Raw genomic sequence first — 15,869 nt, 5'->3', positions numbered from 1 at the left:
GCCCGGCCGGACGGCCCTGCGGCCCACCGGGGGGCGGAACCGGTTGCGCCCGCGGCGGCACCGGGCGGCCTTGAGGCGGGGGAACGGGACGGCCCTGAGCGGGACGACCCTGAGGAGGAGCGGGACGACCCTGCGGCGGCGCACCCTCGGCCGGGCGGGGCGGCATGGGTCGGCGACCGGCGGGAGGCCCCGGCGGCGGAGGGATCGGACCGCCCTGCTGCGGGGGGCGAGCAGCACCGGGCCACGGGGCCGGTCCGGGCGCAGGACGGCGGGGCGGGGGTGGTCGGTTCTCGCCCCCGTCCTGCTGGCCCTGTTCCTGGCGTCGGCGCCGCAGATTCGGCTCCTCGCGCGGGTCAGTCACCCGACCAAATGTACGCACCGTGGCTGAGGTGGTGCTGAACCAGGATTGGGTAAGTCAGCGGGTGACAATTACATCGGTTAATGGCACAGTTGTCATTGAAGCTCCCAACACGCGATCCGAGTGTGGGAAGCCACAACGAGGAGGGTGAACCATGACCGTCGTGAACGACGCCCCGAAGTCGAAAACCCCAGCCGATAGGCCCGAATACGACCACGCCGGCCGGACGGCGATCGCCAACCGCCTCCTCAAGGGGTCGTCGGCGCGATCGTTCGACCCGATCGTGGAGCTCGACTGGGACGCGCCGCTCGAGGAGGGCAAGTACTTCCTGCCGCCGAAGGTGATCTCGCTCTACGGCACGAAGCTGTGGGACGAGATGAGCGAGGAGCAGCGGATCGAGCTCTCCCGGCAGGAGATGGCGAACGTGCTGTCCGTCGGCATCTGGTTCGAGAACCTGCTCAACCGTGCCCTTCTGATCCGCCTCATGCGCGAGGATCCGGCCGCCGCCACCTCGCACTACGAACTCACCGAGATGGGCGACGAGTGCCGGCACATGACGATGTTCGGCAAGGTCATCGAGCGCAGCGGCGCCCGGCCGTACATGATGCGCCCCTGGGAGCGCTGGGCCATGCTGGCATTGCCCGCGGTGATGCGCGGAACCTTCATGTGGGTGATCACCCTCGTCGGCGAGGAGCTGTTCGACGCCCTGCAGCGCGAGATGCGCAACGACCCGCAGCTGCAGCCGATCGTCGCGCGCCTGATGCAGATCCACGTGACCGAGGAGTCGCGGCACATCGGCTTCGCCCGTGACGGCATCATGCGGCGCAAGCCGATCCGCTCGCGGTGGGAGACCGTCACCGCGGCCAACCTGCACGGTCTCGGCGGGCCGGCGTTCCGGCGCCTGTTCACCAACCCGCAGATGTACAAGCGGGCCGGTATCGCCAACCCGCGCGAGGCGGCGCGGATCGCCCGCAAGAACCCGAACTTCCACGAGGTCATGATCAGGTCCTTCGAGCCGCTCTCGGCCTTCCTGCGGCAGGCCGACCTGATGGGCCCGATCGGCGAGCGCCTCTGGCGTCGCGCGGGATTCCTGCCGTGACCACGATCGCGCTCGTCGGTTCGTCGGACGCGATCACCTCGACGCGGCGCAAGCTGGAGCAGTCGCCGCTCGAGTTCGCCCTCGTCGACGATCCGAGCGGCGCCGACCTGGTCGTGACCGACGAGGACGCCCCGTCGTCGAACTACCTGACCGTGGCCGCCGAGCAGACGCCCAACCGGTTCTACTGCCGCGACGAGTCGGTCGACTACGTGGTCGCCGCGCTCACCGAGGCCCAGCTCGCCGGTGCGCACGGTGTGCGGGTGCGCCCGACGGTGCAGCACAACCCGCCGACGGCCAGGCGTCGCCGGTGGCGGCGACCGATCGACCCGCTGCACTCCTTCAACCCGATCGACTACGACTGGTTCACCGAGGAGACGGTCGAGGCGGCCGTCTTCGACGACGAGGTGCGCATCAGCGGCGACGGCGAGGAGTTCACCGCGCGGCTGCGCGCCCGCGGCCACATCGACGGCAACGACGGCCAGTACCACTGGGCCGGCATCGTGCACGGACAGCAGGCCCACGACCTCTTCGAGGCGGGGACCAAGCGGGTCGAGGTCTCCCACGGCGATCGCGCGCCGGTCACCGCCAAGCTCGCCGAGCTGACCCAGTGGGGGTCGGTGCGCATGACCGGCGTCGGCGCGCCGCCCTGGCTGGCCGACTGACCCCGCCCACTTCCCACACGGCGCAACAAGATCCAACACCCGACCGTGGTGGATCCTGTACCGCGGTGTTGGACCCTGCCGGGCTTAGGGTGGCCGGGTGAACATCGATCCGGTCACCGACCCGACGCAGCGCCGTGCGCTGTGGATCGAGCTCGCCATCGTCGGGGTGCTCACCTTCGGGATGTCGGCGGTACTGGCCGTCCTCTCGCTACTCGAGGCCCAGCTGACCGGCGGGATCGACAAGTCGACGGTCGCGCTGAACCCGTCGCGCTCGGAGATCGGGTGGATCGACGCCGTCCGACAGTCGCTGTCCGCGGTGCGGCTGCTGGGGATGGCCGCGCTCGCCGCCTACCTGTTGTGGCGCAGCGGGATCCGCCTGACGGCGGTGGGCCTCACCCGCCGACCCGCCCGCGGCGACGTCCCGGTCGGACTCGGGCTGGCGGCGCTCATCGGGCTTCCCGGGTTGGCCCTCGTCTTCGCGGCACACCACCTCGGTCTCAACGCGGCACTCGTCCCCAGCGACACCGGCGGTCCGTGGTGGCAGACGCCGGTCCTGGTCGCGGTCGCGATCGGCAACGCCGTCGCCGAGGAAGTCGTGGTCGTCGCCTACCTCCTGGTCCGTCTGCGACAGCTCGGCGTGCGCGACCATTCTGCGCTCGCGGCCAGCGCCCTCCTGCGCGGCGCCTACCACCTGTACCAGGGGATCGGCGGCGGCCTCGGCAACGTCGTGATGGGACTGGTGTTCGGCCGATTCTTCCAGCGCACCGACCGTGTCTGGCCGCTGGTGATCGCGCACGCGGTGATCGACGTCGTCGCCTTCCTCGGCTTCCTCTATCTGGGTGATCGGCTCGGTCTCGCGCACGTCCGCACGTAGCCGCGCGACGGGACTACCCTCGTCGCATGGGACGACTGGTCTACGCATCCATGACGGTCTCGCTCGACGGCTTCTTCACCGACGCCGACGGCGGTATCGGCTGGTCGGCGCCCGACGACGAACTGCACCGGCGCTCCAACGAGCAGGTTGCCGAGCTCGCGGCCATCGTCATGGGCCGGCGCCTCTACGACGTGATGGTCCCCTACTGGCACGACCTGCTGACCGACGACTCGGCACCCGACGTCGAGCGGGAGTTCGCGCGGGTGTGGGCGGCACTGCCCAAGTTCGTCGCCTCCCGCACGCTCAGCGAGGTGCATCCCAGCTGCGAGCTGATCGAGGGCGACGCCGTCGAATGGATCGCCCGCATGAAGGCCGAGACCGACGGGGACATCGAGATCAGCGGCGTCGACCTGGCCGCGCAGGTCGAGGAGGCGGGGCTGATCGACGTCTACCGCCTCAACGTCGCGCCGGTCCTGCTCGGCAGCGGCAGGCCGCTGTTCCACGACCGCCCGACCCCGCGCGACCTCGAGCTCACCGACGTGCGGCGGTTCCCCGGCGGGACCGTCGCGCTGGAGTACTCGGTCAAGCAATAAATGAGATGTGCCCGCCGCCGGCCGTCGCTAGGCTGGGGGCAACCGTGACAGACCCGCAGGAGGTGAGACCCGTGAACGTTTCCACGATGTCGGTGCTCCCTCCGATCTCACGGTCGATGTAGGTGTCCACACCGGGAGCGCCGCGCACGGCACTCCCGGAAGGCACCACCATGAACGATTCCCCTCTCACCCTGCAGCGCGCAGATGACGGCGACTGGCTCGCCGTCGACGACGAATCCCGCACGATCGGCCGGGGCGGGCTCTCCCACCGGCCCGGCTACATCAGCGTCGACGCGTGGACCGCTCCCGCGTTCGACCTGATCGCAGCGGCGCTCCTCGACGACCTGCCGTCGCCGCTGCACACCGTCGCGGTCGCGACCGACGACCAGCTGATCGCCGCCTGGCGGCGACACGGATTCACCGAGCAGCGGCGATGGACGTGTTACCGCATCCCGCTCGGCGCACCGCCGACGGCGCCACCGCCGGGCGTGCGGAGCGTGTCGCTCGACGGCGCGCGAATCATCCTGCGCGGACCTGACGCGCCGTTCCTCGCGGTCGACGTCGAGGACACCGACCACCGGCGGGTCGCGGTCATCGAGGCCCTCGGCGGCCGCGCGGTCGAGACCAACGTCGAGTTGGTCCGACGATGAGCACCGCACGCGGCATCGAAGCCGACGGCACCGTCCTGGAAGCACTCCGCAACGCCACATTCCGGGTGGAGCTCGACAACGGGCACGTCGTGTTGGCGCACATCAGCGGGAAGATCCGGAGGAACTACATCAAGATCGTCCCGCTCGACCGGGTGCTCGTCGAGATCAGTCCCTACGACCTCACGCGGGGGCGGATCGTGTTCCGGTACCGGACCTGACCGCTACGACGCGGGCGGCACGACGAGGACCGCAAGACCGTCGTCGAGCAGATCCTGCAGCAGCGACCGCCGTGTGACGCGGGACAGCAACCCCGCGACCCCGTGCCGATGCGCGCCGATCACCACGATCGACGAACCCGATTCGTGGGCGACGCGGTTCAGCACGGCGGCGGCGCTGCCGCGGGCGCTGTAGTACGTCCACCCGGTGTGCAGGCCGCGCAGCTGACTGCGCAGCCACCGGGCGGTCTCGTCGGTCAGCGCCTTCGTCTGCTCCTCCCACGTCGGGGAATCCGGGTCGATGCCCAGGTCGGAGTCGTCGGCGATGTGCGCGATGTGCAGATGCGCCTGCAGTTTGCCGGCCAGGACGACGGCGACCCCGAGGGCGGCCTGCGCCGCCGGGGTGCGGTCCCACCCGACGACGAGGTTCTCGCCGTTCGATTCGCCGTGCCCGGAGAAAGATCGGATGTTCATGATCACTCCTAGTTCCCGTGGATCAGCCAGGCGAGCCACATGCCCGCTCCGCATGCGGCGACGGAGGCGAGCCAGGTGCCGACCGCGTTGACCGCGGCCAACCCGGTCTCGCCGCGGCGCGCCAGTGCGACGGTCTCGAAGCTCGCCGTGCTGAAGGTCGTGAAGCCGCCGCAGAAGCCGGTGCCGGCGACCAGTTGCAGCGTCGACGGCGAGCCGGCGAAGAGCACCAGCCCGGTGATGAACCCGAGCAGCGCCGAGCCGACGATGTTGATGCCGATCGTCGCGACCGGCAGCTGGGCGCTGACCCGTGCCTTGACCGCGGCGTCGACGACGTAGCGCGACAAGGCCCCGACCCCTCCGGCGAGATAGGCCGCCGTGGTCCAGCCGTTCATCGGTCCACCCCCGAATCCGGATCGATGTAGTCGGGTTCGGCGGGTTCGCCGGGTGCGAGTCGGGCCCCTATCGCCAACCCCGCGATCGTCCCGATCGCACCGCACAGCAGTGTCGCGACGCCGTACCCGAGGGCGATGGGCAGGTGCCCGTCGCGGATGAGTGCGACCTGCTCGTCGGCGAAGGTGCTGTAGGTGGTGAAGCCGCCGCACAGGCCGGTGCCGCCGAACAGGCGGATGCGACGGCCGACCTCCTCGTCGAGCCGCGAGGACGCGAGGTATTCGAGCAGCGCGGCCAGGATCAGGGCTCCGACGACGTTGATGGCCAGCGTGCTCAGCGGCCATTGGCCGGACTCGACCGGCAGGGCGCGGCCGAGGTGCAGCCGGGCCGCGGTGCCCGCGATGCCGCCGACGAGCACCAGGATCAGACCCGGAGCGTCGCGCAGGACGGGGGTCAGACGGTTCATGGGAGTGAGTTCCTTTCACGGTCACGGGCGATTCCGCGCAGGCGGAACCAGAGGTTGACCAGGAACTATCAGCCGAAACGGCGGGTCGGGCGTCGAGCGCCCCGGCGAGATCCATCGCCTCGGCGGCGCGTGGGCACCACCGCGGTCAGTATACGGCTAACCTGACATCGTGCCCGTCATCGCCTACTTCGGACCCGCCGGAACCTTCACCGAGATGGCGATGAACCGTCTCGTCGACTCCGGTGCCGGTCCGCTCGCCGCGGTGCCCCCGGACGGCGTGGAGCGGCTTCCGGTCGGGAGTCCGACGGCCGTCATCGAGGCGATCCGCGACGGTGGCGCCGACTACGGGGTCGTGCCCATCGAGAGCTCCATCGAGGGGTCGGTGCCGGCGACGATGGACGCGCTCGTCCCCGCCTCCGACGCCGACCGGGTGCAGGTGTTCGCCGAGACCGCCCTGGACATCGCGTTCACCATCGCCGCGCGCGACGCGACGACCGACGTCCGCACGATCGCCGCCTACCCGGTGGCGCAGGCGCAGGTGCGCGAGTCCGTCGCCAAGCTCTTCCCGACGGCCGAGTTCGTCCTCGCGTCGTCGAACTCCGCCGCCGCCGAGGACGTCGCGCAGGGTCGTGCCGACGCTGCGGTCACGACGCCGGTCGCCGCGCGGGCGCAGGGGCTGCGCGCCGTTGCCGAGAACGTCGCCGACAGCGGTGACGCGGTGACCCGCTTCGTCCTGCTCGGCCGCCCCGGACCGGTGCCGGCGCCCACCGGCAACGACCGCACGTCGGTGATCATCGACCTGGCGAACGAACCGGGCAGCCTGCTCGCGGCACTCGACGAGTTCGCCGCCCGCGACATCGACCTCACCCGCATCGAGTCGCGCCCGCGCCGCGGGGCGTCCGGGCCCGGTTTGGAGTACCGCTTCTTCATCGACGCCGTCGGCCACCTCGACGACGCGGCGATCGGCGAGGCACTGCGCGCGCTGCACCGGACGGTCGAGCAGGTGGTGTTCCTCGGGTCGTGGCCCGTCGACGGGCAGGGCGGCACCCCGCCGCCCGACCACGGGGAGAGCGAAACCTGGTTCACCCGGCTGCGCGGCGGGGACCCGGTCTGATGGCGCGTCTGTACCTGGTCCGCCACGGCGAGACCACGTCCAACGTGATGAAGCGCCTCGACACCGCAATGCCCGGCGCCTCGCTCACCGACTTCGGCGTCCGTCAGGCGGCCCGGTTCGCCCTGGACCGCTCCGGGGATGTCGAGCGGCAGGCCGTCCTCGTCAGCTCGCTCGCGCGTCGGGCGCAGCAGACCGCGGAGGTCATCGGCGGCCTGTGGGGCGTCGAACCGCAGGTGTCCGAGGGGCTGCACGAGGTGCAGGTCGGGGAGTTGGAGGATCGCTCCGACGAGGAGGCGCACAAGGCCTTCGCGGGGGTCGTCGAGCGCTGGCACCACGGTGAGACGTCGGTCGAGATGCCCGGCGGCGAGTCGCTGGACGCGGTCATCGAGCGCTACGTCCCCGTCGTCGACGACATCGCCCGACGCCACCTCGTCGGCCCCGATGCCCGTGACGTGTACGTCGTCAGCCACGGCGCGGCGATCCGGCTCATCGCCGCGCACCTCGCGTCGATCGACCCCAAGTTCGCGGTCCGCAACTACCTGCCCAACACCGGGCTCGTCGAACTGAGCTACACCCCCGACGAGCCGGACATCACCTGGTCCGCGCATCGGTGGGGAAACCGGGTTGCGCCCTTCCTCTCCGACGACGAGAAGTCCCCCGACGAGCCGATGGGCTGAGCCGGCCCCTCGATATTCCAAATCGGTGGTCGAGTGAATCGCGAGCGAAGCGAGAGATTTGTATCGAGACCCCCGCAAGCCGACGTCGACTCGCGACCACACTCCGGCCTCACCTATCACCGCTATCACCGAAGGACTTCGTCGCCAGGCCCGGCAGCAGCTCGTATCGCCCGTCGATGAGCGCCTGTCGCTTCGCCCGTGACCATCCCTGTACCTGCTTCTCGTAGCCGAAGGCCTCGACTATGGAATCGAACTCGGCGACGTAGGCGAGCTCGACCGGTCGGCGACCGGGCCGGCGGGTGTACGCAGCGCCCTTGCCCTCATTGTGTTGGAAGAGCCGTCGCTCGATGTCTGTCGTGCTGCCGACATAGAAGCTGTCATCGGCGCACCGCAGGATGTACATGTATGCCCCCATACCCCGATGATGCGGTGCCGATGTCGTCCGTCGAGCCCATCCGGTGGGTATCCACAGGGCCGGTATCGCGTGTGGATAGTGGGCGAGTTTCGATGTCGGCTTGCGGGGGTCTCGATACACCGGCTCGGCTAGCGCCTCGCCGGCACTCGACCACCATTGGGCTCGGTTGGCGCTTTGCCGGCCGGCACTTGACCACCGTTGGGTTCGGTTGGCGCTTTGCCGGCATTCGACCACCGAAGGGACACCAAGTCGGTGGTCGAGTGAATCGCGACGAAGGAGCGATTTGTATCGAGACCTCGCGAGCCGAACTCGGTACGTCAGGCCCAACCGTGCTCGTGGAGCCAATCGTCGTCGATGCCGAAATGGTGGGCGACCTCGTGGATCACGGTGATGCGGACCTGCTCGCGGACCTCGTCGCGCGTACGACAGATGCCCAGGATCGCGTCGCGGTAGATGGTGATCGTGTCGGGCAGGAAGCCGCCGTACTCACTGGTCCGCTCGGTGAGCGCGATGCCCTCGTAGAGCCCGAGCAGCCCGGGGCCCTCCGGGTGCATCGGCTCGACGAGGATCACGACGTTCGACATCTCCCGGGTGAGTTCCTCGGGGATCTCGTCGAGGGCGTCGGACACGAGTTCGTCGAACTCGCGCTCGGACAGGTGCACGATCAGCCGGCCGGGGCGGGCTCTTCGGCCGGGTTCGGTGCGATGCCCGGGGGCATCGGCACCGGCGTCGGCAGGGCGCGGCCCGGCGGAGCGGCCGGCGGCGGCGTGGGGATCTTGCCGTTGATGAGCAGCGACGACCGGGCGTCGCCGACGAGCGTGGCGAACCCGCCCTTGTACGGCAGTGCCATGTAGCAGACGGCCTTGCGGCTGCCGGCCAACCAGCCGATCTCCGACACCGTCGACCACTGGATGTTCAGGGTCGTCTTGTCGAACTTGTTCTTGCCGCCCATGAAGCGGTGCGCCTGCACCGGGCAGATCGGCGTGAGGAACTTGTTCTGCGCGTCCAGACCCGGCCACGGCTTGCCCGACGTGCGGTTGCCGAAGCGGGCCGACATGTCGATGATGCCGGTGGTCTGGAAGGCGTGCGGCTCGGCGCAGCTGACCGGGAACGTGGGCTGGCGGGTGCGCTGGTCGATGCCGACGCAGGTCCCCGGCGGCCACTCCGGCGACTGGTCCAGGTCGGCGACCTTGCCGGTTATCTCGACCTCCTGGCCGCCGGTGCCCTGCTCGATGAGCCCGCAGCGCAGGTCGCGCTGACCGTGGTCCCACTGTGCCTGCGACGGGTACATCAGGTTCGGCACGAAGCGGCCCTGCGGGTCGTAGCGCCCGTGCAGGTACGACGACACGAGGACCGGGCAGTGCTCGGCGCGCAGTGCGCCGAACCGCTCCGGGCCGGGCCACTTGGCCGTCGCGCTGAACTCGCCGCCGGGCAGGACCTTGCCGTCGACGGCGGCGGCGACCTCGAAGCGGTGCGGCTCGTCGCAGGACACCTTCGACGGGGTGCCGGGCTTGCCGGCCGGCCACTGCAGGCAGTCGCCGGCGACGGACTGGGTGAAGGCGTCCTGGGCGACGCGCTGGCCGACGCCGATCTTGGTGCTGCCGGCCTTGCCGGCGCTGTTGCCGACGCCCAGCACGAAGGCGGTGACCATGATGGCCACGGCGCCGATCACGCCGGCCGACAGCACGACCCGCAGCGGGTGGGTCACCATCGCCGTGCGCAGGCGGGCGGCGCGGCCGTCGGTCGTGTCGGCGGCGGTCGCCGTCGAAGTCTGCTTTCCCGCGTCCACGACCTTCTCGTCGGACACCGGGATCTCGTCGTCGGAAGTCATCCCCTCCATAATGCCCGCTCGGGGTCGCATGGGTAGGCTCTGGGAGGTGATCGACCTCAAGACTCTTCGCGACGACCCTGATTCGGTCCGCGAATCGCAGCGCATCCGAGGCGAAGATCCCGCCCTCGTCGACCAGGCCCTCGACGCCGACGCACGCCGTCGCACGGCAATCGCCGACGCCGACCGGTTGCGGTCGGAGCAGAAGTCGCTCGGCAAGCTGGTCGGCAAGGCCCAGGGCGACGAGAAGCAGGAACTGCTCGCCAAGGGCAAGGAGCTCGCCGAGAAGGTGAAGGCCGCCGTCGCCGAGCAGAAGCAGGCCGACGAGGACAGCGAGAAGGCCCTGCGCGCCATCTCCAACCTCGTGCAGGGCGCGCCCGCCGGCGGCGAGGACGACTTCATCGTGCTGGAGACCGTCGGCACGCCGCGGGACATCCCCGACGCCAAGGACCACCTGGAGCTGGGCGAGTCGCTGGGCCTCATCGACATGGAGCGCGGCGCCAAGGTCTCCGGCTCGCGGTTCTACTTCCTCACCGGCAACGGCGCGCTGCTGCAGCTGGGCCTGCTCAACCTGGCCGCGCGCAAGGCCGTCGAGCACGGTTTCCAGCTGATGATCCCGCCGGTGCTGGTGCGCCCGGAGATCATGGGCGGCACCGGCTTCCTGGGTGCGCACGCCGACGAGATCTACCACCTGCCCGACGACGACCTGTACCTCGTCGGCACGTCGGAGGTCCCGCTGGCCGGCTACCACAGCGACGAGATTCTGGACCTGTCCGAGGGGCCCAAGCGCTACGCCGGATGGTCGAGCTGCTTCCGTCGCGAGGCCGGCAGTTACGGCAAGGACACCCGCGGCATCATCCGCGTCCACCAGTTCGACAAGGTCGAGGGCTTCGTCTACTGCCGCCCGGAGGAGGCCGACGCCGAGCACCAGAAGCTGCTGGGCTGGGAACGCGAGATGCTCGTGGCGATCGACGTGCCGTACCGCGTCATCGATATCGCCGGTGGCGACCTGGGCAGCTCGGCGGCCCGCAAATTCGACTGCGAGGCCTGGGTGCCGACGCAGAACACCTACCGCGAGCTGACGTCGACGTCGAACTGCACGACCTACCAGGCGCGCCGCCTGTCGATCCGCTACCGCGACGAGAACGGCAAACCGCAGACCGCGGCGACCCTCAACGGCACCCTCGCGACGACGCGCTGGATCGTCGCGATCCTGGAGAACCACCAGCAGCCCGACGGCTCGGTGGTCCTGCCCGACGAGCTCGCCGCCTCGGTGGGCGTGAAGGTGCTGGAGCCGAAGAAGTGAAGACCCGCGGCTACGCGCTGGGCGCGGCGATCGCGGCGCTGATCGCCGGCGGCATGACGCTGCTGCCGTGGGTGTCGCTGGAGGATCGCGGCCTGCCGATGAAGTGGGCCGGACTGGGCATCTACTACGGCGACGACATCGGCATGGCGCCGCCGTCGATCAACCCGCTCGGCTGGGCCGTGGTGGTCGTCGCCGTCGAGGCGCTGGTACTGCTCGGCGTCGAGTTGTTCGGCGGACAGGCGCAGACGGCGCTCAAGCGTTGGCTGTACCTGGCACTGGCCGGACTCTCGGCGGCCGTCGCGGCGCTGATGGTCGTGGTGCTGGCCGCCCCGTCGATCCTCTACGGCGGCATCCTGGGCCACCTCGGCAAATTCGTCGGGGAAGAAGACGTCCAGGGCGGGCGCGACGTGCTGAACGTGTCGACGCTGAGCGGAGTCATCCTCTGGCTGGTCGTCGCGGCACTCGTCGCACTCTTCGGCTTCCGCGCGACGAGCCGCGTCACCGCCGGCTGACGACATGGCACTCGGCCTCGCCGCGGCGATTCTGGCAGCGCTCGGCTACGGCCTGGCGACGGTCTTCCAGGCGCGCGCCGCCGCGGCCCAACGACCGGCCGACGATGCTTCGCCGACGCTCCGCTCGACCATCGCGACGGTCCTGAGCGCGACCTTCGTCTTCGGGATCGCCCTGGACGCGATCGGGTTCATCGGCAACCTCGTGGCCGCGCGGGAACTGCCCCTGTACGTCGCGCAGCCGATCATGTCGGCGAACCTGGCGGTCACGGCCATCGCCGCCGCGCTGCTGTTGGGGGTGGTGCTCGCACCGCGCGACCGCGTCGCGATCGTCGCCGTCGTGTTGGCCCTCGTCGCCCTCGGCGTCGCCTCCGGGCAGGAGGGCGGCCCGACGTCGGGTTGGGCCGGTGCTCATCGCGACATCGCGCACTGGGGCGTGCTGGTGGTCGCGGTGGTGCTGCTGGTCGTCGGACTGGCACTGGTGCGTATGGCGCGCGGGATCGCGGTGTCGGCCGCCGCGGGACTGCTGGCCGGTGCGCTGTGGGGGGCCATGGCCATCGCGGTCCGCATCGTCGACGGTCTCGACCCCTTCTCGCTCGGGCAGCTGCTGGCCGACCCCGCGGCCTACGCCGTGGTGCTCGGCGGGGTGGGCGGCTTCTACCTGTTCACGGTCGCGCTGCAGACCGGCTCGGTCAACGCCACCGCGGCCGCGCTCGTCGTCGGCGAGACGGTGCTGCCGAGTGCGATCGGCCTGGCGCTGCTCGGCGACCACGTGCGACACGGCTGGGGAGCAGTCGCGGTCGTCGCCTTCGCCGTCGCGATCGTGGGCGCGGTGACCATCGCACTCGGCGAGACCGCGCGCATCGAGTAGGCCTCGCGCGAGGGGATTGTCGTCACGCGGTGACGATTGCGTCCGCGCGAGGACAATTCGTACGCGCGACTAGACCAAGTCGGGGTGGTGGCGCGCTGCGACGTCGGGATGGGCGCGCAGGCGGGCCTTGAGGATGTTGTCGCCGAAGGTGCCCGAGATCGGGTTGGCCGGATCCTCGGTGACGCCGTCGGCCTCGGCGGCGAACTCCGGCGGCAACTCGAGGCGCGGCATGGTGGCCGAGAGCGCCGGGTTGAAGAAGAACGGCACCGACAACCGCTCGGTGCCCGGCTTCGGCGACTCGACGCGGTGCATGGTCGCCTTCAGGTACCCGTCGGTGGCGAACTCCATCGCCTCGCCGATGTTCACGACGAAGGCGTCCTCGATCGGCGGGGCGTCGATCCACCCGTCGCCGTACTGCACCTGCAGCCCGCCCTTGCCGGGCTCGACGAGCAGCAGCGTCAGAACGCCCGGGTCCTTGTGCGCGCCGACGCCCTGGCGGTCGGCGGACTCCTCGCGCCCCGGGTAGCGGACCAGCTTGATCAGCGTCGACGGGCGCTGGGCAAAGGCCGGGTCGAAGACGTCGCGCGACGAGCCGAGGCTGACCGCCCACTCGCGCATGAGTCGCAGACCCAGCGCCGAGCAGCGCTCCTGCCAGTCCGTGATGACCGCGCGCAGCCCGGGCAGTGCCGTCGGCCAGAGATTGGGACCGTCCAGGCGCAGATAAGCGGGTTGGTCGCCGAGCGGCTCGTACTCGGCGGCGAGGTCGATCTGCTCGCGCCAGTCGACGGACCCGGCGGTGTACTCGCCGCCGAAGCGCGTGTACCCGCGGAAGTGCGGTGACTTGAGCATCTCGACGTCGAACTTGGCGTCGTCGGGCAGTGCGAAGAACTCCCGCGCGGTGGTGAACAGCCGGTCGCGCACCTCGCGGGAGATCCCGTGCCCGACGAGGTAGAAGAACCCGACCTCGTGCGTCGCGGTGCGCAGCGCGTCGCGGAACGCCGCCCGATCGGCCTCGTCGCCGTCGAGCAGCGACATGTCGACGACGGGCAGCGTGGCCGGGGCCTGCGTCATGTCAGCTCTCGGTGGCGAGCTTCTCGGCGCGGATCTCGTGGCCCTTCGACGTCAGGCAGCGGCCCGACTCGAGGTCCCACTGCCAGCCGTGCAGGTTGCAGGTCAGCTTGTTGCCCTCGATGACCCCGAACTTCTCCAGGTCGGCCTTGAGGTGCGGGCAGCGGCGCTGCATCTCCCAGCCGTCCTTGCAGATCGACGCGGAGTCGTCGTGCGCCTCGGCGAACCAGCCGTCGGCGTAGTGGATGCGCTCCTCGGTGAGGCACTTGAAGAACGTGTAGAGGAACTCGTTGTAGCCGCCGATGCGCCAGGTCGTGAACCGGGTGGAGAGGAAGATCGTGTTGACCCAGTCCGGCTCGTTGTCGCGCAGCACGGTGCGCACCAGCTCGGGGGCGATGCGGAAGCCGTAGCGGTACTTGCCGTCGCCCTCCTCGCGCATGCGGACGGTGCGGTTGGGGAAGTCGAGCACGAAGGTCTCGTCGCCGACGACCAGCCCGACGGGGTAGCCGATGCCGTCGGAGATGAGGTCGGAGTCCTTCATGATCGGCTCGAAGGTCGCCTTGAGCTGCGGCAGCAGCGGCTCTCCGTCGGCGGGGGCCCAGGTGGCCTTCTCCGCGGCGATGATCGGGGCGAACTTCTCCTTCATCCGATCCAGGTACGGCTTCTTGTTCTCGCCGAAGACCTCTTCGGGCGGGTACGGGTGGTTGATCTCGACCAGCTCGGAGCCCTTGAGCTCGACGGTCGACCCGGACACCATCATCAGGCCGCGGTGCTTGCGGCCGTCGTCGGTGCCGTGCGTCTTCATCTGCTCCAGGAACTCGGCCTGGTCGGGGAAGATGCTGGCCTGGTCGGCCTCGCTGCCGGTGTTGAAGTCGTTGACGCCGTACAGCTCCTCGTCGAGGAACATCGGCGGACCGGCCGACGGCACGACCCACGTCGCGCCGACCTGCTCGATGTAGGAGCGCGCCCGGTCCATGCCGCGCTGGCGCTTCTGCTTGGCGAAGTTGGCCTTCGACTTCTTCGGGATGTCGTAGACCATCGGGTACCAGATGGCGCCCGAGTACTGCAGCAGGTGGATGTCGACGTGGCCGAACTCCTCGCCGACGACGTCGAGGTCGATCGGGCGGGCGTCGTTCATGTTGAAGCAGGTGGTCTCGCCGTCGGAGACGATCAGGCCCGAGTCGCCGATCGGACCGTCGGCGGGGGCGCGCAGCGCGATGATCATGACCTCGAGGTCGCCCTTGGGGCCGGACACCTTGTGCTTCGTGGAGTCCTCGGTCTCGACGAACTTGGTGAAGCCGATCCGCTCCAGGTCGCGCTTGAGGTCGGGCACCGGGTAGTCCGGCAGCAGGACGGTCGCGTTCTTGTTGACGTTCTCGACGAGGTTCTTCTCGTCGTAGTGGTCGCGGTGCAGGTGCGAGACGTAGAGGTAGTCGCAGTCGCCCAGCGCCTTCCAGTCCAGCTCGGTGTTGTCCGGGAAGGGGATCCACGACGCGAAGTAGGCGGGGTTGACCCACGGGTCGCACAGGATGGAACCGGCCTTGGTCTGGATGTGGAATCCCGCGTGGCCGACGCTGGTGATCTGCAACTGATTGCCTTCCGAACTTCAGAGCTGTGTCCGCGCCGCAGCGGCGGGCGTGGCGCATCCCTTCCAGGATAAACGTCCCCCCGCCCGGAACTCGATTCCAGGCGGGGGGGACCTTTGTCTGACGGTCGGCGTCAGCGAACCGGGTGTCGGTGCGGGGCCTTGCGGTGGGCGGGCTTGGCACTGCGCTTGACCGAGGTGCCCGGCTTCACGACGCGCTTGGCGGCCTGCTGCTGCGGCACCGGGATGCCCAGGGCGCCGGCGAAGGCGCGCTTGGCATCGTCGACGGCCTTGTCGGCCTGCGGCGGCAGGGCCAGGCCGGTGGCCTGTGCGGCGGTCGGGGTGGCGAGGGCGGCCAGCGACGCGCGGACCTGTCGGGTCACCGGGTCGAGCGTCAGCGTCTGATCGGAAACCGGTGCGACGGTGGGCTTTCCACCGTTCTTGCGGACCGCGTCGTTGTGCCAGCGGGCGTTCTGCAGGCCCTCGTTGTAGCCGTTGACCGCGCCGGAGACACCGCCGATGGTCGCGCCGATGCCGGCACCGACCGCAGCGCCGACGGCCGCGCCGCCGAGGCCGCCGACGATGATCCCGCCGACGGTGCCGATGCCCGGTGCGGCGGCGGTGAGCGCCGCGCCCAGGAGGATGGCGCCGCCGATGCCGCCGATGACCGCACCGGCGACGGCGCCCCACACGGCGGCCGTGCCGGCCTGCTGTG

The 15,869-nt window shown here is 70.1% G+C and carries 19 protein-coding genes and 1 pseudogene; 11 read left to right on the top strand and 9 right to left on the bottom strand.

The window, feature by feature from the left end:
- Nucleotides 1–512 precede the first annotated feature (512 nt).
- The 6 genes from QM634_RS04370 to infA all read left to right on the top strand — a co-directional run bounded on the left by QM634_RS04370 (nucleotide 513) and on the right by infA (nucleotide 4,454).
- Nucleotides 513–1,457 carry an AurF N-oxygenase family protein gene (locus QM634_RS04370; RefSeq protein WP_415041550.1) on the top strand — a complete coding sequence of 315 codons (945 nt, stop codon included), beginning with the start codon at nucleotides 513–515 and terminating at the stop codon, nucleotides 1,455–1,457.
- Nucleotides 1,454–2,119: a DUF4873 domain-containing protein gene (locus QM634_RS04365; RefSeq protein ID WP_415041549.1), complete on the top strand. Its 666-nt coding sequence runs from the start codon at nucleotides 1,454–1,456 to the stop codon at nucleotides 2,117–2,119. The genes QM634_RS04370 and QM634_RS04365 overlap by 4 nt, the downstream gene beginning before the upstream one ends.
- A gap of 97 nt (nucleotides 2,120–2,216) precedes the next feature.
- The gene (locus QM634_RS04360) at nucleotides 2,217–2,993 is read left to right on the top strand and encodes a CPBP family intramembrane glutamic endopeptidase (RefSeq protein ID WP_415041548.1); all 777 of its coding nucleotides are present in this window, start codon (nucleotides 2,217–2,219) and stop codon (nucleotides 2,991–2,993) included.
- A gap of 26 nt (nucleotides 2,994–3,019) precedes the next feature.
- The gene (locus tag QM634_RS04355; protein ID WP_415041547.1) at nucleotides 3,020–3,586 is read left to right on the top strand and encodes a dihydrofolate reductase family protein; all 567 of its coding nucleotides are present in this window, start codon (nucleotides 3,020–3,022) and stop codon (nucleotides 3,584–3,586) included.
- 170 nt (nucleotides 3,587–3,756) lie between these two features.
- Nucleotides 3,757–4,236: a hypothetical protein gene (locus QM634_RS04350; protein ID WP_415041546.1), complete on the top strand. Its 480-nt coding sequence runs from the start codon at nucleotides 3,757–3,759 to the stop codon at nucleotides 4,234–4,236.
- Nucleotides 4,233–4,454 (top strand): translation initiation factor IF-1, encoded by a 222-nt coding sequence (infA, locus tag QM634_RS04345; protein ID WP_415041545.1) that lies wholly within the window; start codon nucleotides 4,233–4,235, stop codon nucleotides 4,452–4,454. The genes QM634_RS04350 and infA overlap by 4 nt, the downstream gene beginning before the upstream one ends.
- 3 nt (nucleotides 4,455–4,457) lie before the next feature.
- Here the strand turns inward: infA and QM634_RS04340 are convergent, their stop codons facing one another.
- Genes QM634_RS04340 through QM634_RS04330 form a run of 3 tightly spaced genes read right to left on the bottom strand, consistent with a single transcriptional unit; the run spans nucleotide 4,458 to nucleotide 5,781 of the window.
- Entirely contained in the window at nucleotides 4,458–4,925 is a 468-nt protein-coding gene (locus QM634_RS04340; RefSeq protein WP_415041544.1) for a universal stress protein, read from the bottom strand.
- 8 nt (nucleotides 4,926–4,933) lie between these two features.
- Entirely contained in the window at nucleotides 4,934–5,317 is a 384-nt protein-coding gene (locus QM634_RS04335) for a fluoride efflux transporter FluC (RefSeq protein ID WP_415041543.1), read from the bottom strand.
- Entirely contained in the window at nucleotides 5,314–5,781 is a 468-nt protein-coding gene (locus QM634_RS04330) for a fluoride efflux transporter FluC (RefSeq protein WP_415041542.1), read from the bottom strand. Before QM634_RS04330 ends, QM634_RS04335 begins: the two co-directional genes overlap by 4 nt.
- A gap of 169 nt (nucleotides 5,782–5,950) precedes the next feature.
- Between QM634_RS04330 and pheA the strand changes: the two genes are divergently transcribed.
- Complete coding sequence (gene pheA, locus QM634_RS04325) at nucleotides 5,951–6,895, top strand: prephenate dehydratase (protein ID WP_415041541.1); 945 nt, start codon at nucleotides 5,951–5,953, stop codon at nucleotides 6,893–6,895.
- On the top strand, nucleotides 6,895–7,572 hold the full coding sequence (locus QM634_RS04320) for a histidine phosphatase family protein (protein ID WP_415041540.1): 678 nt from the start codon (nucleotides 6,895–6,897) through the stop codon (nucleotides 7,570–7,572). The genes pheA and QM634_RS04320 overlap by 1 nt, the downstream gene beginning before the upstream one ends.
- A 109-nt stretch (nucleotides 7,573–7,681) precedes the next feature.
- Here the strand turns inward: QM634_RS04320 and QM634_RS04315 are convergent, their stop codons facing one another.
- The 3 genes from QM634_RS04315 to QM634_RS04305 form a co-directional block, all read right to left on the bottom strand.
- Nucleotides 7,682–7,987: a GIY-YIG nuclease family protein gene (locus QM634_RS04315; protein ID WP_415041539.1), complete on the bottom strand. Its 306-nt coding sequence runs from the start codon at nucleotides 7,985–7,987 to the stop codon at nucleotides 7,682–7,684.
- A gap of 317 nt (nucleotides 7,988–8,304) precedes the next feature.
- Entirely contained in the window at nucleotides 8,305–8,643 is a 339-nt protein-coding gene (locus QM634_RS04310; protein WP_415041551.1) for a metallopeptidase family protein, read from the bottom strand.
- An 8-nt stretch (nucleotides 8,644–8,651) separates the two neighbouring features.
- Complete coding sequence (locus QM634_RS04305; RefSeq protein ID WP_415041538.1) at nucleotides 8,652–9,818, bottom strand: septum formation family protein; 1,167 nt, start codon at nucleotides 9,816–9,818, stop codon at nucleotides 8,652–8,654.
- A gap of 46 nt (nucleotides 9,819–9,864) precedes the next feature.
- Between QM634_RS04305 and serS the strand changes: the two genes are divergently transcribed.
- Genes serS through QM634_RS04290 form a run of 3 tightly spaced genes read left to right on the top strand, consistent with a single transcriptional unit; the run spans nucleotide 9,865 to nucleotide 12,501 of the window.
- Nucleotides 9,865–11,121: a serine--tRNA ligase gene (gene serS / locus QM634_RS04300; RefSeq protein WP_415041537.1), complete on the top strand. Its 1,257-nt coding sequence runs from the start codon at nucleotides 9,865–9,867 to the stop codon at nucleotides 11,119–11,121.
- Nucleotides 11,118–11,633, top strand: coding sequence for a hypothetical protein (locus tag QM634_RS04295; RefSeq protein WP_415041536.1), 516 nt, complete (start codon nucleotides 11,118–11,120; stop codon nucleotides 11,631–11,633). The genes serS and QM634_RS04295 overlap by 4 nt, the downstream gene beginning before the upstream one ends.
- A 4-nt stretch (nucleotides 11,634–11,637) precedes the next feature.
- On the top strand, nucleotides 11,638–12,501 hold the full coding sequence (locus QM634_RS04290; RefSeq protein WP_415041535.1) for a hypothetical protein: 864 nt from the start codon (nucleotides 11,638–11,640) through the stop codon (nucleotides 12,499–12,501).
- 69 nt (nucleotides 12,502–12,570) lie between these two features.
- On the opposite strand, the gene QM634_RS04285 is transcribed toward QM634_RS04290, so the two are convergent.
- The 3 genes and pseudogenes from QM634_RS04285 to QM634_RS04275 all read right to left on the bottom strand — a co-directional run.
- Complete coding sequence (locus QM634_RS04285; protein WP_415041534.1) at nucleotides 12,571–13,572, bottom strand: isopenicillin N synthase family dioxygenase; 1,002 nt, start codon at nucleotides 13,570–13,572, stop codon at nucleotides 12,571–12,573.
- Nucleotide 13,573: 1 nt separating this feature from the next.
- Nucleotides 13,574–15,157 (bottom strand): Rieske 2Fe-2S domain-containing protein, encoded by a 1,584-nt coding sequence (locus QM634_RS04280; RefSeq protein ID WP_415041533.1) that lies wholly within the window; start codon nucleotides 15,155–15,157, stop codon nucleotides 13,574–13,576.
- Nucleotides 15,158–15,288: 131 nt separating this feature from the next.
- Nucleotides 15,289–15,869, bottom strand: a pseudogene (locus tag QM634_RS04275) (hypothetical protein); the annotation flags it as partial.

This window comes from Gordonia sp. (in: high G+C Gram-positive bacteria) (genome assembly GCF_047606305.1).
Taxonomy (GTDB): Bacteria; Actinomycetota; Actinomycetes; order Mycobacteriales; family Mycobacteriaceae; genus Gordonia.
Note: the sequence above shows the minus strand (reverse complement) of the source record. Positions and strands in the feature narration are given on the sequence as shown.